The following is a 16,374-nucleotide window of genomic DNA, read 5'->3' as shown; positions in this document are numbered from 1 at the left end:
ACTGGGAAAGCTTCTAAACACAGCTCAGTGCGCCACCAACCGCTGGGGTCGCGTGGTCCTGGCCAGCATGGGCCCCGGCTGATGCCTGCCCCCTGCGCCAGCGGCACGCCCCCAGCCCCCATGCAAAAAGCCGTGCCCACAGGCACGGCTTTTTGCTTGTGCATCGGGCGCAGCGCGCCGGGAATCACACCACGGTCGAAGAGGCCTGGCGGGTTTCGGCAAAGCGCTGGGCCACTTCCTTGCGCATGTCCTTGCGGATCAAGGCCGCCTGCCAGCGGCGCTGCTGCTCCTCGGTCTCGGTCTGCAGCGCAGGCACCGGCACGGGCTTGCGCGCATCGTCCACCGCCACCATGGTGAAAAAGCAGCTGTTCACATGGCGCACCACCTGGGTGCGGATGTCTTCGGCAATCACCTTGATGCCGATTTCCATGGACGAATGGCCGGTGTAGTTCACGCTGGCCAGGAAGGTCACCAGCTCGCCCACATGGATGGGCTGCAGAAACATCACCTGGTCCACGCTCAGCGTCACGCAGTAGCGACCGGCATAGCGGCTGGCGCAGGCGTAGGCCACTTCGTCCAGCTTCTTCAAGATTGCGCCCCCGTGCACATTGCCGGAAAAATTGGCCATGTCAGGGGTCATCAGCACCGTCATGCTGAGTTGGTGTGCAGGCAAGTTCATGGCGGTGGATTGTAGGAACGGATGGTGGCAGTGGCACGACAGCCGCCGGGCAACCCGCGGCCCCTGCGGGGCTTGACCGCTTGGCTACACTGCAGGGGCCGCCCGTCTGTGTGATGGGCGTTGCTTTTTTTGGCCCCCACTCACGTACTTGCCGCCCCATGACTGCTGCCCCTGCCCTGCCCGCCACCACCGCCTTCGACGCCATTATCCTGGGCGCCGGCGCGGCCGGGCTGTTCTGCGCCGCGCAGGCCGGGCAGGCGGGCCTGAAGGTGCTGCTGATCGACCACGCCGAGAAGGTGGCCGAGAAGATCCGCATCTCCGGCGGCGGGCGCTGCAACTTCACCAACCGCGACCTGGACGTGCGCGCGCCGCACAAGCACTACGTGGGCCAGAACCCACAGTTCTGCCGCTCGGCCCTGTCGCGCTACACCCCGGCCGACTTCATGGCGCTGCTGGAGCGGCACGGCATTGCCTACGAGGAAAAGCACAAGGGCCAGCTGTTTGCCAGCACCAGCGCGGAGGACATCATCCGCATGCTGCTGGCCGAGTGCGCCACCGGCCAGGTCGCGCACTGGCAGCCCTGCGCCGTCAAAAAAATCAGCTTTTTGCCTTCCAGCGCAGATGCAGCAAGCGCCGGCAGCTATGAAATTTCCACCGACCGGGGCGTGGTGCGCGCGCCGCGCCTGGTGCTGGCCACGGGCGGCCTGTCCATCCCCAAGATCGGCGCGACGGATTTCGGCTACCGCATCGCCCAGCAATTCCAGCTGCCGCTGGTGGAACGCCACCCCGGCCTGGTGCCGCTGACCTTTGACGGCGCGGCCTGGCAGCCCTACGCCCAGCTCGCAGGTCTGGCCCTGCCGGTGGAAATCAGCACCGGCCGCAAGAAGGAACGCATGAGCTTCCACGAAGACCTGCTGTTCACCCACCGCGGCCTGTCCGGCCCGGCGGTGCTGCAGATCTCCAGCTACTGGAAAGCCGGCACGCCCCTGCAGATCAACCTGCTGCCCGGCACCGACCTGGCCGCGCTGCTGCAACAGGCCAAGGCCCGCTCGCGCAAGCTGGTGGTCAACGAACTGGCGGCCTTGCTGCCCGCGCGCCTGGCCGAAGCCTGGGTCAGTCAGCAGCCCGAGCTGCAGCGCCCCATCAACGAGGCCAGCGACAAGGCCCTGGGCAAGCTGGCCGAGCAACTGAGCCGCTGGGAGATCACACCCACGGGCTCGGAAGGCTACAAGAAGGCCGAAGTCACCCTGGGCGGCATCGCCACCCAGGCGCTGTCGCAGCAGACCATGGAATGCAAGACCCAGCCCGGCCTGTACGCCATCGGCGAGGTGGTGGATATCACCGGCTGGCTCGGCGGCTACAACTTCCAGTGGGCCTGGGCCAGTGCCTTTGCCTGCGCCCAGGCCATGGCGCAGCAGCAGGCCGCGCAGGCCTGAAGCCCCAGTCCGCCAGTGGGCGAAGCGGCCACTGCAGATACATTTCCAAAAGTCGTTATAATGCTCGACTTTGCTGGCATATCCCCGTCGGCCATACTAGTTAATAGAGACGGGGAACAACCGCTGCTTATGGCTCTCAGGCCCGATCTTCCCGAGAACCCGCTGACAGCACAGATATATCTGGAAACTGAATGACTACCATCCGCGTCAAAGAAAACGAACCCTATGAAGTTGCCCTGCGCCGCTTCAAGCGCACCATCGAAAAGCTGGGTCTGCTGACCGACCTGCGCGCTCGCGAGTTCTACGAAAAGCCCACAGCCGAGCGCAAGCGCAAGAAGGCTGCTGCCGTGAAGCGCCACTACAAGCGCGTTCGCAGCATGCAACTGCCCAAGAAGCTGTACTAATCGTCGATTAGGATCAGTCGGCCGTCAAACGCCGCAAACCCGCGCTCGGGACGCCAGGCGCGGGTTTTTTGTTTTCTGGCCACTGCCCGGACGCAGTGACCTCTCGGTGCCAGGCCCTCACAGCAGCGGCCACGGCGCCCTACCCAGGAGAGATGTATGAGCTTGAAAGCCCAGATTACCGAAGACATGAAGACCGCCATGCGCGCCAAGGACAGCGCGCGCCTGGGCACCATCCGCCTGCTGCAGGCCGCGATGAAGCAAAAGGAAGTGGACGAGCGCATCGAGCTCGATGACGCCGCCGTCATCGCCATCGTCGACAAGCTGATCAAGCAGCGCAAGGACAGCATTGCCGCCTTCGAAGCCGCCAACCGTGCCGACCTGGCCGATGTGGAAAAGGCCGAGCTGGAAGTGCTGAAGGTCTACCTGCCCGAACGCATGGGCGAGGCCGAGATCACCGCCGCCGTGCAAGCCATCGTGGCCGAGCTGGGCGCCAGCGGCCCTGGCGACATGGGCAAGGTGATGGGTGCCGTCAAGGCCCAGCTGGCCGGCAAGGCCGACATGGGCCTAGTGTCCGCCGCCGTGAAGGCCGCGCTGAGCAAGTAATGGCGGACCGCGCTGGGCGCGGACTGCTCCAGGGTGTGGGTGCCGCTGTGCGCCCACACCCTTTATTTTTGGGCAGCTTGCACGACCTGCTGCATGGCCTGCTTGATCCCGGCTGGCTGCGTGCGGGCAAAGAAGGCCTGCAGAAACTCCACGCACACGCGCACCTTGGCCGAGCGCTCCAACCGCGTCGGGTACACGGCCCAGATGTTGGCGCTTTGCTGCCAGTCGGGCAGCACCTGCACCAGGCGCCCGGCGGCCAGCTCGGCCGCCACATCCCACAGCGAGCGCAGCACCACGCCATGGCCGTCCAGCGCCCATTGCACGGCCATCTCGCCATGGTTGGTGGACAGCGGCCCGGTCACCTTCACGCTGCGCTCCTGGGCGCCACTGCGCAGCTTCCACACGCCAAACGGGTGGTCGCGCTCCTTGATCACCAGGCAGTCGTGGGCGGCCAGCTCGTCCACGCTGCGCGGCACACCGCGGCGCTGCAGGTAGGCGGGCGCGGCGCACAGCACGCGGCAGTTGTCCGCCAGGTGGCGCGCGATCAGGTGCGGCGCGATCTCGTCGCCCACGCGCACATCCAGGTCCAGCCCCTCGGCCGCCACATCCACCAGGCGGTCGAACACTTCCAGCCGCAGCTGCAGGCCCGGGTAGCGCAGCGCCAGCTGGGACAACGCCGGTGCCACCACGTTGCGGCCAAAGCCAAAGCTGCTGCTGACCCGCAGCAGGCCACGCGGCTCGCGGCGCGTGATCTGGGCTTCCTGCAGCAGGTGCTCCATATCGTCCAGGATGCGCTGCGCCCACAGGAAGATGCGCTCGCCCTCCTCGGTCACCACCACGCGACGTGTGCTGCGGTGCAGCAGCTTGACCCCCAGGGTGGTCTCCAGCAGGCGGATGCGTTTGCTCACATAGGCGGGCGAAGCCTCCAGCGCCGTGGCCGCCGCCACGAAGCTGGATTTGCGCACCACGGTGATGAAGACACGCAGGTCTTCCGGCGCGGGCATGGTGTGCACGATGGGCGTCTCCGTTCCACAAAACGGCCGATTGTAGGCAGGACGCGGCGCGCCTACAGGCTCATGCCGCTGTCCTGGATCACCTTGCGCCAGCGCTCCAGGTCCTTGGCGATCAGCTCGCCGAACACCTGGGAGCTGCTGGGCATGGGCTGTGCACCCTCGCTTTGCAGGCGCTCCAGAATGGCCGGGCTTTGCAGCGAGGCATTGATCTGCGCATTCAACTGCTCCACCACGGCCTTGGGCATGCCAGCCGGGCCGACGATGCCATACCACTGGTCGGCCTCGAAACCCGGCACGGCCGCCTCGGCCACCGTGGGCACCTGCGGCAGGATGGCCACGCGCTGCGGCGAAGACACGGCCAGGGCCTTGACCTGCCCGGCCTTGAGCTGCGCCAGCACTGCGGGAATGCCGGTGAACAGCGCCTGCACCTGGCCGGCGACCAGGTCGTTGACCGCCGGGGCGGTGCCCTTGTAGGGCACATGCTGCATCCGCACCCCGGTCTGCTGCGCCAGGTAGGACATGGTCATGTGCGCCGCGCTGCCATTGCCGCCGGAGCTGTAGTTGATCTGATCCGGGTGGGCCTTGGCGTAGGCGATGAAAGACGGCAGGTCGGTCACCGGCAGCGTGGGGTGGACCACCAGCACGTTGGGCACGCGTGCCACCCAGGCGATCGGGGTGAAGCTACGCACCGGGTCATAGGGCAGCTTGGAGTACAGCGAGGGCGTGATGGCCAGGGTGCCCACATGCCCCATGAGCAGGGTGTAGCCATCGCCGGCCGCCTTGGCCACGCGGTCGGCGCCAATGCTGCCACCCGCACCGGCCACGTTCTCCGGCACCACGGACTGGCCCCAGGCCTTAGTCAGCTCATGCCCCATGGCGCGACCCAGGATGTCGGCCGAGCCGCCCGGCGTGAAAGGGATCACCATGCGGATGCTCTTGCTGGGATAGGCGCCCGGCGCCTGGGCCTAGGCGGCGGTGCCGCAGGCGAGCATGCCGGCCAGCAGGGCTATTGCCCCTGTGCGGCGGCGGTTCAGTGTAGAAACTGCGGGTGACGGTGATCGGTGCTTGTCCATCGGAACTCCTTGAAAGCGCAGGGACCAGGAAGCCGAATGTCCGGCCTGGCCAGGCATTTGTGCTTTGGGATTTGCCCTCACCCGCTGTCGCCAAGGCTGCGCCCTACACACAGGGTGGCGCCATCGCCCTTCCATCACTACATACCCCAGGAGGTTTCATGCACGTCAATCGCCGCCGTTGGATTCTGAGCACCACCAGCCTGGCCGCTGCCAGCTGGCTGTCCGCCTGCGCCAGCCGCCCTGCCGCGACCAACACCGCCGCGCTGGGCTACCAGCACCAGACCATCGGACAGGCCCGGGTGACGGCCGTGAGCGATGGCGTCACCCGCCGCCCCCTGGATGCCGGCTTCGTCAAGAACGCCCCGCTGGCCGAGGTGCAGGCCGCCCTGGCGGCCGCCGGACTGCCGACCACGCACATCGACGTGCCCTACACCTGTTTCGTGGTCGACCTGCATGGCAAGCGCTATTTGCTGGACACCGGCTTTGGCGACAACGGTGCGCCGGGCACCGGACAGCTGCACCGCCACCTGCAGGCGGCCGGCATCGACCCGGCCAGCATCGATGTCGTGGTCATCAGCCACCTGCATGGCGACCACATCAACGGACTGCGGCGCAAGGATGGCAGCCTGGTCTACCCCCAGGCCACGGTCTATGTGCCCCAGCCCGAGGCCGCGCACTGGCTGGACGACGCCCGCATGAACGCCACCCCGGAAGCCGCACGCGGCGGCTTCCGGGCGGTGCGCCGCGTCTTCGACGGCTACCCCGCCGCACAGCTAAAGCTGTTTGCGCCCGGCAGCGCGATTGCTCCCGGCCTGGAGACGGTGGCCGCGTTCGGGCACTCCCCGGGCCACACGGCCATCGCCGTGCAATCGGGTGGCGAACGCTTCACCTTCATCGGTGACGTGGCGCACTACCCGGCCCTGTTCGTGAAGCACCCCGACTGGCAGGTGCAGTTCGACATGAACCCCGAGCAAGCGCGGGCCACGCGCCACGCCCTGCTGGGCCGCCTGGCCCAGGAAGGGGGTTGGGTGGGCGGCTACCACTTCCCCATGCCGGCCCTGGGACGCCTGCGCGCTGCAGGCCCGGGCTACGACTGGGTGCCGCGCGCCTGAGCGGCCATCCCCCGCGGCAGCCCCGGCCATGGCCGGGGCTTTTTGATGCCGCAATTGCGCACACTACGTAAACAATCAACGCACATTTTGCGGATTGCATGGTGCGCAGTCTGACTCAACAATGCCGCATCCCGTTGACAGAATTTCAGAAGGATTTGAGATGTCCACACCCCGCAAGATCGCAGTCATCGCCGGCGACGGCATCGGCAAGGAAGTCATGCCCGAGGGCCTGCGCGCCCTGGAAGCGGCCGCCCAGCGCTTCAACCTGCCGCTGGAGTTCCACCACTTCGACTGGGCCCACTGCGACTACTACGCCGAACACGGCCAGATGATGCCTGACGACTGGAAGGCCCAGCTGTCCGGCATGGACGCCATCTTCTTCGGCGCCGTGGGCTGGCCCGCCACCGTGCCCGACCACATCTCGCTGTGGGGCTCGCTGCTCAAGTTCCGCCGCGAATTCGACCAATACATCAACCTGCGCCCGGTGCGCCTGTTCGAAGGCGTGCCCTGCCCCCTGGCCGGCCGCAAGCCCGGTGACATCGACTACTACGTGGTGCGCGAGAACACCGAGGGCGAGTACACGGCCCTGGGCGGCATCATGTTCGAGGGCACGGACCGCGAGATCTGCATCCAGGAGTCGGTGTACTCGCGCAAAGGCGCCGACCGCCTGCTCAAGTACGCCTTCGATCTGGCCCAGAGCCGCGCCAAGAAGCACGTGACCCTGGCCACCAAGAGCAACGGCATCGCCATCAGCATGCCCTGGTGGGACCAGCGCGCCGACGATGTAGCCAAGGACTACCCCGAAGTCACGCTGGACAAGCAGCACATCGACATCCTGACCGCGCGCTTCGTGCTGCAGCCAGGCCGCTTCGACGTGGTCGCCGCCACCAACCTGTTCGGCGACATCCTGTCCGACCTGGGCCCGGCCACCACCGGCACCATCGGCCTGGCACCGTCGGCCAACCTCAACCCCGACCGCACCTTCCCCTCGCTGTTCGAGCCCGTGCACGGCTCGGCGCCCGACATCTATGGCAAGAACATCGCCAACCCCATCGCCATGGTCTGGTCCGGCGCGCTGATGCTGGACTTCCTGGGCCGCAGCGAAGGCGCCTGGCGCCAGGCCCACGACCACATCGTGGCCGCCATCGAGCGCACCATCAAGACCGGTCCACGCACGCCCGACCTGGGCGGCACGGCCAGCACCACCGAGGTGGGCCAGGCCATCGCCGCCGCCATCGCCCAGGCGTGAGACCGCCGCTGGCCCCAGCCCGGGCCAGCGAATGCTCCTGAAAACAAAGCACTCCACGCGCACTGCACCTGCGCTGGAGTGCTTTTTTATGTAAATTCATCACCACAAGGTGAGCCCCGAAAGCCATACCGCCCCGATGCGCTGCGTGGGTCGATACACTTTGCGCTTCAGCAACCTCCCCACTTTCCGGCATGCGCCTGACCGCCCTGTTGCGCCCCTGTGTCATTCTGGGCCTCACCGCCCTCACGGCCTGCGGCAGCCTTCCTCCCCGCACTGCGGACACCCCCGCCACCACGACCTCCGCCCCGCCCTCGGCGCCGCTCAAGATCGGCATCGCGCTGGGCGGCGGCGCCGCCAAGGGCTTTGCCCACATCGGCGTGATCAAGATGCTGGAGGCCAATGGCTTCGCCCCGGCCGTCGTCTCCGGCACCAGTGCCGGCAGCGTGGTGGGTGCGCTGTATGCCAGCGGCATGAATGCCTTTGAGCTGCAGGAAAAGGCCGTGTCCCTGGACGAGGCCAAGATCCGCGACCTGCAGCTGTCGTCCGGCGGCCTGGTGCAGGGCCAGAAGCTGGAAGACTATGTGAACCAGCAGGTGCAGCGCAAACCGCTGGAGCAGCTGTCCAAGCCCTTCGTGGCCGTGGCCACGCGGCTGGAGGATGGCGCGCGCACCGTGTTCGCCCGCGGCAACACCGGCCAGGCCGTGCGCGCATCCAGCAGCGTGCCGGGCGTGTTCCAGCCCGTGCGCATCGGCAAGCACCACTATGTGGACGGCGGCGTCGTCAGCCCCGTGCCGGTCGATGCCGCACGCCAGCTGGGGGCCGATGTGGTGATCGCCGTGGACATCTCCAGCAAGGCCCGCGGCAAGACGCCGGGCGACATGCTGGGCACCCTGAACCAGTCCATCGCCATCATGGGCCAGAAGCTGGGCCAGGCCGAACTGGAGCGCGCCGACGTGGTCATCCGCCCCCAGGTGCTGGACATCGGCGCAGCCGACTTCAGCCAGCGTGCCAGCGCCATCCTGGAAGGCGAGAAGGCCGCCCTGGCGGCCATGCCGCAGATCCGCCAGCGCATCGCCCAGCTGCAGGCCGAGCGCGACCAGGCCGCACACACCGCGCAGCAGCAGGCCGCCGCGGCCCAGCGCCAGGCCTGCCTGGACCAGCGCTCACGCCTGCAAAAGCTGGCCGGCATGGCAGGGCTGGACGCCGCCTGCACCGCTCCCTGATCCGGTTCTGAATCAAACCACCGGGCTCAGCCGCCCATGCCGTCGATGATCACGCGGTTGCGCCCCAGGGCCTTGCCGCTGTACATGGCGGCATCGGCGCGGGCGATGGCGGCCTCGACCGGCTCGCCGGGCTGGTACTGGGTGGCACCCACAGTGCAGGTCACGGTCACGGGCTGGTCCACCAGGCGGTCCCAAGGCATGTCCTGCGTGCGCTGGCGCAGGCGCTCCAGCAGCACCAGGGCCTGCGGAATGTCGGTCTCCGGCAGCACCAGCAGGAACTCCTCGCCACCGTAGCGCCCGGCCACGTCGATGGCACGCATCTCGGTCGACAGCAGGCTGCCGAAGGCACGCAGCACCGCATCGCCACAGCCATGTCCGTACTGGTCGTTGATGCTCTTGAAGTGGTCGATATCGAGCAGGGCAATGCTCAGCGGCGTGCCGTGGCGCTGCACGCCCTCCAGCGCCAGGTGCAACCGCTCCAGCACACCACGGCGGTTGGCCACGCCGGTCAGCTCGTCGTAGCGCGCCAGTTGTTCGATGTGGGCCAGGGCCGCCGCCAGCTTCTGGTTGCTGGCACTCAGCCGGTACTGCATGCCGCGGAAATAGGTCACCAGCATGCTGCAGCGCACCACCGCGCCCAGCATCACGGCAGCTGTCAGCAACTGGCCGGCCAGGGTATCGGTGACCATGCGCATCTGTGGCCCGCGCCAGCAGATGACCACGGCCACCAGGGCCAGGGTCAGGCCCCAGGTCAGCCAAAAGCTGGTGCGCCGCCGTGCCAGAAAACCATCGGCACTGAACACCAGCAGCATGACCAGGGCCTGGAACGCCACCTGCGGGGCCACCACCAGCAGCCCCAGCACCCCGGAAATCGACATCAGCTGGTGCTCCAGGAACAAGCCCGGATCGCGCCGCTTCTGGCTCCAGCCACTGGCATAGGCCCAGGTGATGAAGGCCATGCCCACGGCAATCCACAGGCCGTACCACAGCACGGCACGCAGCGGCGCATAGCCGGCCCAGGCATGGCCCAGGAACAGCGCCAGCGCATACAGGTGGCTCAGCGCCACCGACAGGTGCAACTGCCAGGTGCGGCGGCGCCAGCGCTCGAAATGCGCTGCCTCGCTGACCAGGGGCGAGGCCGATTCGGGCCCCCACAAGAGAGGGCCCTCGTTTTTCTTCGGAGGTGGGAGGCTGGGTGTCATGGAAAACGCGTGTGGGTGCTCATTGTGCACCGCAGCCATTGTGGCGCAGATGCCCGGCTGGCCGGCGCCGCCAGGCGCTCAATCACCGGTGCGCAGCGTCGCGGCCACCTCGCGCAGGCACTCCAGCAGCAGCACGGTGGTGGGGGTCGGCGGCTGGCCACGCAGCGTGATCAGGCCGACGGGGGGCAACTCGATCGGCACGGCCAGGTCCAGCACGGCCAGCGTGCCCAGGGCCGCATGGTGGCGGGCCACGCTGCGCGCCATGAAGGCCACGGCACCCCGCTGGTGCACAAAGGTCAGCTGCGACAGGAAGGATGCGGTCTCAACGATGTCGGCCGGTGGCTGCAGGCCGAGACCACCACAGCCCTGGCCAACCTGGAAGCCATCTGCGCCGTGGACGGTGTGCACGGCGTGTTCATCGGCCCGGCCGATCTGGCGGCTTCCATGGGCCACCGCGGCAACCCGGGCCACCCCGCGGTGCAGGCCGCCATCGAAGGCGCGATGCAAACCATCATCGCCAGCGGCAAGGCCGCGGGCACGCTGACTTCGGACCCGGTGCTGGCCCAGCGTTACCTTCAACTTGGCTGCAGCTTTGTGGCCGTGGGCGTGGACATGCTGATGTTCGTGAACGCCGCGCGCAAGCTGCGCACCCAGTTTGCCGGCGCCACGGTGGTGGCCCCGGCCACGCCCGGCGCGGCCTACTGAGACCGGGCGTCTGGACGGCTGGACGGCTGGACGGCTGGGCGGCACCCTGCAGGTGAATAGAACCCACCGGGAATGCCCCGAATTTCATAGCTGTTGGCGCAGTCCACACCTGCGCCAACAGCTATTTTTATGCCGATTCCTCGCCGTGCACCGGCTGGTCGGCGCTGGCTTGCGCGGGGGCCATGCGGGCCACCAGCCAGCGCTCCAGATCCTGCGGGGCCAGCGGCCGGGCGAACAGAAAGCCCTGGGCCACGGGGTAGCCCTGCTCGCGCAGCATGATGTTCTGCACCGGGGTTTCCACGCCTTCGGCGACCACGGTGAGGCGCAGGCTCTGGCCGATGCCCAGGATGGCGCTGCTCAGTGCGCGTGCGGCCTCGTCGTGCTCCAGGTCGGCCACGAAGCTGCGGTCCAGCTTGAGTTCGCTGACCGGCAAGCGGCGCAGGTAGCTCAGGCTGGAGTAGCCCGTACCGAAGTCGTCCATGGACAGGCGCACGCCATGGGCATGGACCTCTTCGATGGTCTTCATGGTGCTGGGGTTGGTGTCCAGCAGGATGCTTTCGGTCAGCTCCAGCGTCAGGTCCTTGGGTGCCAGCGCGTGGCGGTCCAGGGTGTCGGCAATCATGCGCGGCAGGTCCAGGTTGTGGAAGCTGGACGGCGACAGGTTGACCGACACGGCTGGCACCGCCAGCCCCTGGGTGCGCCACGCGGCCAGCTGGCGGCAGGCCTCGCCCACGGCCCAGCGGCCCAGGTCGGCAATCAGGCCGCACTCCTCGGCCAGCGGGATGAAGCGCGCGGGGGAGATTTCCCCCAGCTGCGGGTGCGTCCAGCGCGCCAGCGCCTCGACCCCGTACAGCTGGCCGCTCGCCAGGTCCACCTGCGGCTGGTAGTGCAGGCGCAGCTCACCGCCCTGCAGCGCCTTGCGCAAGGCGTTTTCCAGCGCCAGGCGCTCCTGCGCCAGGCGGTTCATCTCGCTGCTGAAGAAGCTGAAGCGCCCGCGGCCACTGCTCTTGGCCTGGTACATGGCCATGTCGGCGCGGTGCAGCAGGGTCTCCATGTCGCGGCCATCGGCGGGGAACATGGCAATCCCGATGCTGGCGGAGATGGCCAGCGCGTTGTCGGCCAGCACCAGGGGCTCGGCCAGCTGCTCCTGCAGGCGCTCGATGGTGTTCGTGACACGCTCGGCATCGCACTGCGGCAGCACCGCCACAAACTCATCGCCGGACAGGCGGCCGGCGATATCGCCAGGGCCCAGCACTTTCTGCAGGCGCGCCGCCACCACGCGCAGCAGCTCATCACCGGCCGGGTGACCCATGGAGTCGTTGACCTGCTTAAAGCGGTCCAGGTCGATGAACAGCACGGCCAGTTGCTCGTCGTTGCGCGCCGCGGCGGCCATGGCCTGGTCGGCATTGGCCTGCAGCAGGCTGCGGTTGGGCAGGCCGGTCAGGCCGTCGTAGAACGCCAGCTGGCGAATGCGCGCCCGGGTGTGCTCGCGCTCCAGGGCCAGGGCGCACAAATGGGTGCAGGCATCGACCAGTTGCTGGTGGTAGGCCGAGGCCACGCCCGCCGTCGCATCGCGGTAGTAAAACGCGAACGTGCCGATGGGCTTGCCCGCGGTGCCGCAAATCGGCGTGGACCAGCAGGCCTGGTAGCCCAGCGGCAGGATCAGGTGCTTGTAATCCCTCCACAGCGGATCGGTCGCGATGTCGGTCACCAGCACCGGGGCATTGCGCCACGCCGCCGTACCGCAGGAGCCGACCTCGGGCCCGATTGCGACGCCATCCAGCAGCGCGGAATATGAACTTGGCAGGCTGGGGCTGGCCAGGGGGTGCAGCAGGCCTTGCGCATCGACTTCCAGGATGGAGGCCGTGACCTCCGGCGCGATGCGCTCGACCTCCAGGCACACCATGTCCAGCACTTCGGACAGCGGCTGCTCGCGCGCCATGGCCTCGAGCACACGGTGCTGCAGGGCCTCGTGCATCTTGGAGCGCGTGATGTCCGTCAGCACGGACACCGTGCAGCTCCAGACGCCCTGGTCGTTGATGACGGGGTTGCTGGTGACCTTGGCCCAGTAGCGCTGGCCCTGCTTGCCCACCACGATTTCCTCGCTCCACACCGGCTTGCCGCCCCGCAGCTCCGAGCGGTATTGTTCGGTGAAGGTTTCCTGCATCTGCGGGGCCAGCAAGGCGATTGGTGCCTGGCCCAGCACCTCCTCCTGGGTCCAGCCGAACATGCGGCTGAAGCCACCATTCACATAGACGATGCGCGACTGGCTGTCGCTGATGATGACCGCCGCATCGCTGGCATCGGCCACCAGCGACAGGCGCTCCAGGTGCTGCTGGTGGGCCTGTTCCTGCAGGTGGCGCTGCGTGACGTCGGTGGCCACCTTCAGGATCTGCGTGAGCTGGCCCTGGGCATCGCACACGGGCGTGTAGGTGGCTTCCAGCCAGCAACTGCTGCCATCGCTGCGCACCCGTTCCACCACGCCCGAATGGGCCTGGCCAGCGCGCAGCTGGCTCCATAGCGCGGCATGGGCGCCGCTGTGCACCTGTGCGGCTGTGCAAAAGCTCTGGTGGCTGCGACCCAGGGCCTGGTCCTGCGGCAGGCCCAGCAGCTGCAGGTAATTGCGATTGGCATGGCGCAGCACCCCGTCCAGGTCGAAGCTGGCCATCGCCATGACCCGGTCCAGGGCCTGGAACTGGGTGCGCTGCACTGCTTCGGGCAGCCCGTCGTTCGATTCTTCTCGCATCGCCAATTCCTTGAGTTTGTTGGTTTTTTTGTCTTTGTTGCGAGCCCTGTCACCAGGCCCCTGCGTGCAGGTGCCCGAAGCGGCCTCCCCGGTTGAGGGCTCCATAATAAGGACGAACCACCTGTGAGCAACAGTATGAAACAGTCGGATTTGCCGCTTGGGCAGGCCCCACGCCGTGCCTTGCGGGGGACAAAAAAAGCCCGGGGCACGCAGGCCGCCAGGCTGGAAGGGTGAATACGGCAACGCGTGCCGGCGATCAGCGCCGCAGCCAGCGGCCGCCAAACTGGTTGACCACCATGCCGACCAGCACCCCCAGCGTGCCCACCGATTGCCACATGGTGGGACGCTCGCCCAGCAGCAGCAAAGCCGACAGCAGGCCGATGACTGGCACCAGCAAGGACAGCGGGGCCACGGTGCTGGCCGCATAGCGCTGCAACAACTGCGTCCACAGCCCATAGCCCAACAAGGTGGACAGCAGCGCCAGATAGGCGATGACGCCCAGCTCGCGCCAACCGATGCCCTGCAGCTGCTGCGCCACGGCATCCACCCCGTCCACCCCCACCGACAGCGCCAGCAGCGGCACGATGGGGAACAGGCTGGTCCAGACGATGAAGCCCACCGGGGTGTAGGCCCCGTATTGTGCGGCCTTGCGCGTCAGCAGGTTGGAGCTGGCCCACATGGCGGCGGCCCCGACGGTGATCAGAAAACCGGCCAGCGTCATCTCGGCCGGGCTGTCGCCGTGAGCGGCACCGATCAGCGCCAGCCCGGCGATCGCGCACACCAGGCCCCACCACTGCCAGCGCTGCGGCTTTTCGCCCATGAAGGCGGCCGCCAGCAGCATGGTGATGAAGGCCTGCACCTGCAGCACCACCGAGGCCATGCCCGCCGGCATACCCAGCTTCATGCCCGTGAACAGCAGACCGAACTGGCCCACCCCCTGCACCAGCCCATAGACGGCCAGCAGCCACCACGGCAGCGCCTGCGGGCGCCGCACGAACCAGACAAACGGCAAGGACGCCGCCACAAAGCGCAGCGCGCACAGCAGCAGGGGCGACAGCGTGGCCAGGCCCCACTTCATGACGACGAAGTTCAGCCCCCAGACGACGATGACGACCAGGGCGCTGAGCCAGTCACGCTGGCTCATGCCGGCAGAAGGGAGGGGGGAAGCCAAAGACATAGAGAGGACACCTGTGCACGCACGCAAAAACCAAGGCATGAGTATCACCCGGCCAGGCCCTGCCCGGCCGCAGCCGCAGTCACCCAGGTGGCGCCCGTCCGGTGCCCACCCCGCAGCGGGGCTGTCCGGGTCGGGCAGAAATTTTGATCAAAACAGCCTCCAGCGCTTGCTGGATCAGCGCCAGCAGCTCCTTTTTTTGCACAGGCTTGGAGGATTTGCCAGCCCACGGCCGGCATGAAAAAAGCAGCCCGCAGGCTGCTGGGGGAGAGGCGGGCAGCGCAGGCTCAGCTGCCGGCCACCTTCATGCGATTGATCAGGATGGAGCCCACGGTCTTGGCGCCGTAGTTGTAGGCATCGGCCCCCACGGCCTGAATGCCTTTGTACATGTCCTTGAGGTTGCCGGCGATGGTGATCTCCTGCACGGGGAAGGCGATCTCGCCGTTCTCCACCCAGAAGCCCGAGGCGCCGCGCGAGTAGTCACCAGTCACATAGTTCACGCCCTGGCCCATCAGCTCGACCACCAGCAGGCCGGTGCCCAGCTTCTTCAGCATGGCGTCCAGGTCGTCGCCCGGCTTGGTGCGCGTGGACGTCAGCGTCAGGTTATGCGAGCCCCCGGCGTTGCCCGTGGTCTTCATGCCCAGCTTGCGCGCCGAATAGCTCGACAGGAAGTAGCCCTGGACGCGGCCGTCTTCCACCACCATGCGCTGCTGCACCTTGACGCCTTCGTCATCGAAGGGCGAGCTGCCCTTGCCGCCGAGGATGAAGGGGTCTTCCTCGATCTGGATGTGCTTGGGGAAGATCTGCTTGCCCAGGGAGTTCAGCAGGAAGGAGCTCTTGCGGTAGAGCGAGCCACCGCTGACCGCCTGCACAAAACCGCCCAGCAGGCCCGCGGCCAGGGGCGACTCGAACAGCACCGCGCATTCGGTGGTGGGAATCTTGCGGCTGCCCAGGCGGCTCAGGGCGCGCTGCGCGGCGTAGCGGCCAATCGCCTCGGGCGAGGCCAGGTCCTGCGCATTGCGCATGGAGCTGTACCAGAAGTCGCGCTGCATCTCGCCATGGCGACCGGGCAGCGAGGCGATCGGCGCCACCGACACGCTGTGGCGCGAGCTGGCGTAGCCGCCGGCAAAGCCCCGAGTGTGGGCGCTGAAGAAATGGCTTTGCTGGGCCGAGACGCTGGCGCCCTCGCTGTTGGTGATGCGCTTGTGCGTGGCCATGGCGGCGGCCTCACACTCCACCGCAATGCGTGCGGCCTCTTCGCTGCTCACGTCCCAGGGGTGGAACAGGTCCAGCTCACGGTGCGTGGCACGCGGGGCGATGTCATCCGCGTCGGGCAGGCCGGCCGTGGGGTCCTCGGCCGTGAAGCGGGCGATGTCATACGCCGCCTGCACCGTCTGCTGGATGGCGGCTTCCGAAAAGTCCGAGGTGCTGGCATTGCCGCGGCGCTGGCCGATGTAGACCGTCACGCCCAGCGACTTGTCACGGTTGCGCTCCACGGTTTCCAGCTCGCCCTTGCGCACGCTCACGCTCAGGCCACAGCCTTCCGAGGCATCAGCCCCGGCATCGGTGGCGCCCAGCTTCTTGGCATGGGCCAGGGCCTGGTCCACCAGACCCTCAAAAAACGAACGGCTGTAGCTGAAGCCGGAATCGGCCTGTGCGGCGGTGGAGCTTGTGGCGCGGGAGCGAGGTTTATTCATAGCGGCGGATATGATACCCAGCACTGCGGCGCACCCTGCGCTGCCACCCTCATTCCCC

At 67.5% G+C, this 16,374-nt stretch carries 13 protein-coding genes and 2 pseudogenes; 7 read left to right on the top strand and 8 right to left on the bottom strand.

Annotated features, from left to right (window positions below; translation table 11 throughout):
• Positions 1-184: 184 nt before the first annotated feature.
• Positions 185-679, bottom strand: a complete 495-nt coding sequence (locus FYM52_RS12220) for an acyl-CoA thioesterase (RefSeq protein ID WP_043385831.1) — start codon at positions 677-679, stop codon at positions 185-187.
• Positions 680-837: 158 nt separating this feature from the next.
• On the opposite strand from FYM52_RS12220, the gene FYM52_RS12215 reads away from it, so the two are divergent.
• From FYM52_RS12215 to FYM52_RS12205, 3 genes are all read left to right on the top strand, one after another.
• Entirely contained in the window at positions 838-2,115 is a 1,278-nt protein-coding gene (locus tag FYM52_RS12215) for an NAD(P)/FAD-dependent oxidoreductase (protein ID WP_154164289.1), read from the top strand.
• Positions 2,116-2,306: 191 nt separating this feature from the next.
• Positions 2,307-2,519: a 30S ribosomal protein S21 gene (gene rpsU / locus FYM52_RS12210; RefSeq protein WP_003052999.1), complete on the top strand. Its 213-nt coding sequence runs from the start codon at positions 2,307-2,309 to the stop codon at positions 2,517-2,519.
• 156 nt (positions 2,520-2,675) lie between these two features.
• Complete coding sequence (locus FYM52_RS12205; protein WP_043385836.1) at positions 2,676-3,122, top strand: GatB/YqeY domain-containing protein; 447 nt, start codon at positions 2,676-2,678, stop codon at positions 3,120-3,122.
• Between the two features lie 62 nt (positions 3,123-3,184).
• Here the strand turns inward: FYM52_RS12205 and FYM52_RS12200 are convergent, their stop codons facing one another.
• Together FYM52_RS12200 and FYM52_RS12195 are read right to left on the bottom strand one after the other, a co-directional pair.
• A complete protein-coding gene (locus FYM52_RS12200; protein ID WP_043385839.1) occupies positions 3,185-4,126 on the bottom strand; it encodes a LysR substrate-binding domain-containing protein in 942 nt (313 codons plus the stop codon).
• 62 nt (positions 4,127-4,188) lie between these two features.
• The gene (locus FYM52_RS12195; protein WP_154164288.1) at positions 4,189-5,061 is read right to left on the bottom strand and encodes a tripartite tricarboxylate transporter substrate binding protein; all 873 of its coding nucleotides are present in this window, start codon (positions 5,059-5,061) and stop codon (positions 4,189-4,191) included.
• 305 nt (positions 5,062-5,366) lie between these two features.
• Between FYM52_RS12195 and FYM52_RS12190 the strand changes: the two genes are divergently transcribed.
• The 3 genes from FYM52_RS12190 (at position 5,367) to FYM52_RS12180 (ending at position 8,792) form a co-directional block, all read left to right on the top strand.
• A complete protein-coding gene (locus FYM52_RS12190) occupies positions 5,367-6,320 on the top strand; it encodes an MBL fold metallo-hydrolase (RefSeq protein ID WP_043385842.1) in 954 nt (317 codons plus the stop codon).
• A 160-nt stretch (positions 6,321-6,480) separates the two neighbouring features.
• Positions 6,481-7,569, top strand: coding sequence for a tartrate dehydrogenase (locus tag FYM52_RS12185; protein ID WP_043385845.1), 1,089 nt, complete (start codon positions 6,481-6,483; stop codon positions 7,567-7,569).
• Between the two features lie 191 nt (positions 7,570-7,760).
• Positions 7,761-8,792, top strand: a complete 1,032-nt coding sequence (locus tag FYM52_RS12180; RefSeq protein ID WP_154164287.1) for a patatin-like phospholipase family protein — start codon at positions 7,761-7,763, stop codon at positions 8,790-8,792.
• A gap of 26 nt (positions 8,793-8,818) precedes the next feature.
• Here the strand turns inward: FYM52_RS12180 and FYM52_RS12175 are convergent, their stop codons facing one another.
• Both FYM52_RS12175 and FYM52_RS12170 read right to left on the bottom strand, forming a co-directional pair.
• Positions 8,819-9,994, bottom strand: coding sequence for a diguanylate cyclase (locus FYM52_RS12175; protein ID WP_231907249.1), 1,176 nt, complete (start codon positions 9,992-9,994; stop codon positions 8,819-8,821).
• 78 nt (positions 9,995-10,072) lie between these two features.
• Positions 10,073-10,345 (bottom strand): annotated as a pseudogene (locus FYM52_RS12170) (LysR substrate-binding domain-containing protein); the annotation flags it as partial.
• On the opposite strand from FYM52_RS12170, the pseudogene FYM52_RS12165 reads away from it, so the two are divergent.
• A pseudogene (locus FYM52_RS12165) lies at positions 10,337-10,699 on the top strand (aldolase/citrate lyase family protein); the annotation flags it as partial. The pseudogenes FYM52_RS12170 and FYM52_RS12165 overlap by 9 nt on opposite strands.
• Before the next feature lie 127 nt (positions 10,700-10,826).
• Here FYM52_RS12165 and FYM52_RS12160 read toward each other — a convergent pair.
• The 3 genes from FYM52_RS12160 to pmbA all read right to left on the bottom strand — a co-directional run bounded on the left by FYM52_RS12160 (position 10,827) and on the right by pmbA (position 16,316).
• Positions 10,827-13,445, bottom strand: a complete 2,619-nt coding sequence (locus FYM52_RS12160) for an EAL domain-containing protein (protein WP_154164285.1) — start codon at positions 13,443-13,445, stop codon at positions 10,827-10,829.
• A 256-nt stretch (positions 13,446-13,701) separates the two neighbouring features.
• On the bottom strand, positions 13,702-14,622 hold the full coding sequence (locus FYM52_RS12155) for an EamA family transporter (RefSeq protein WP_154164284.1): 921 nt from the start codon (positions 14,620-14,622) through the stop codon (positions 13,702-13,704).
• 284 nt (positions 14,623-14,906) lie between these two features.
• Entirely contained in the window at positions 14,907-16,316 is a 1,410-nt protein-coding gene (gene pmbA / locus FYM52_RS12150) for a metalloprotease PmbA (protein WP_154164283.1), read from the bottom strand.
• Positions 16,317-16,374: the final 58 nt, after the last annotated feature.

Source organism: Comamonas sp. CAH-2 (assembly GCF_009668305.1).
Taxonomy (GTDB): Bacteria; Pseudomonadota; Gammaproteobacteria; order Burkholderiales; family Burkholderiaceae_C; genus Comamonas; species Comamonas aquatica.
Note: the sequence above shows the minus strand (reverse complement) of the source record. Positions and strands in the feature narration are given on the sequence as shown.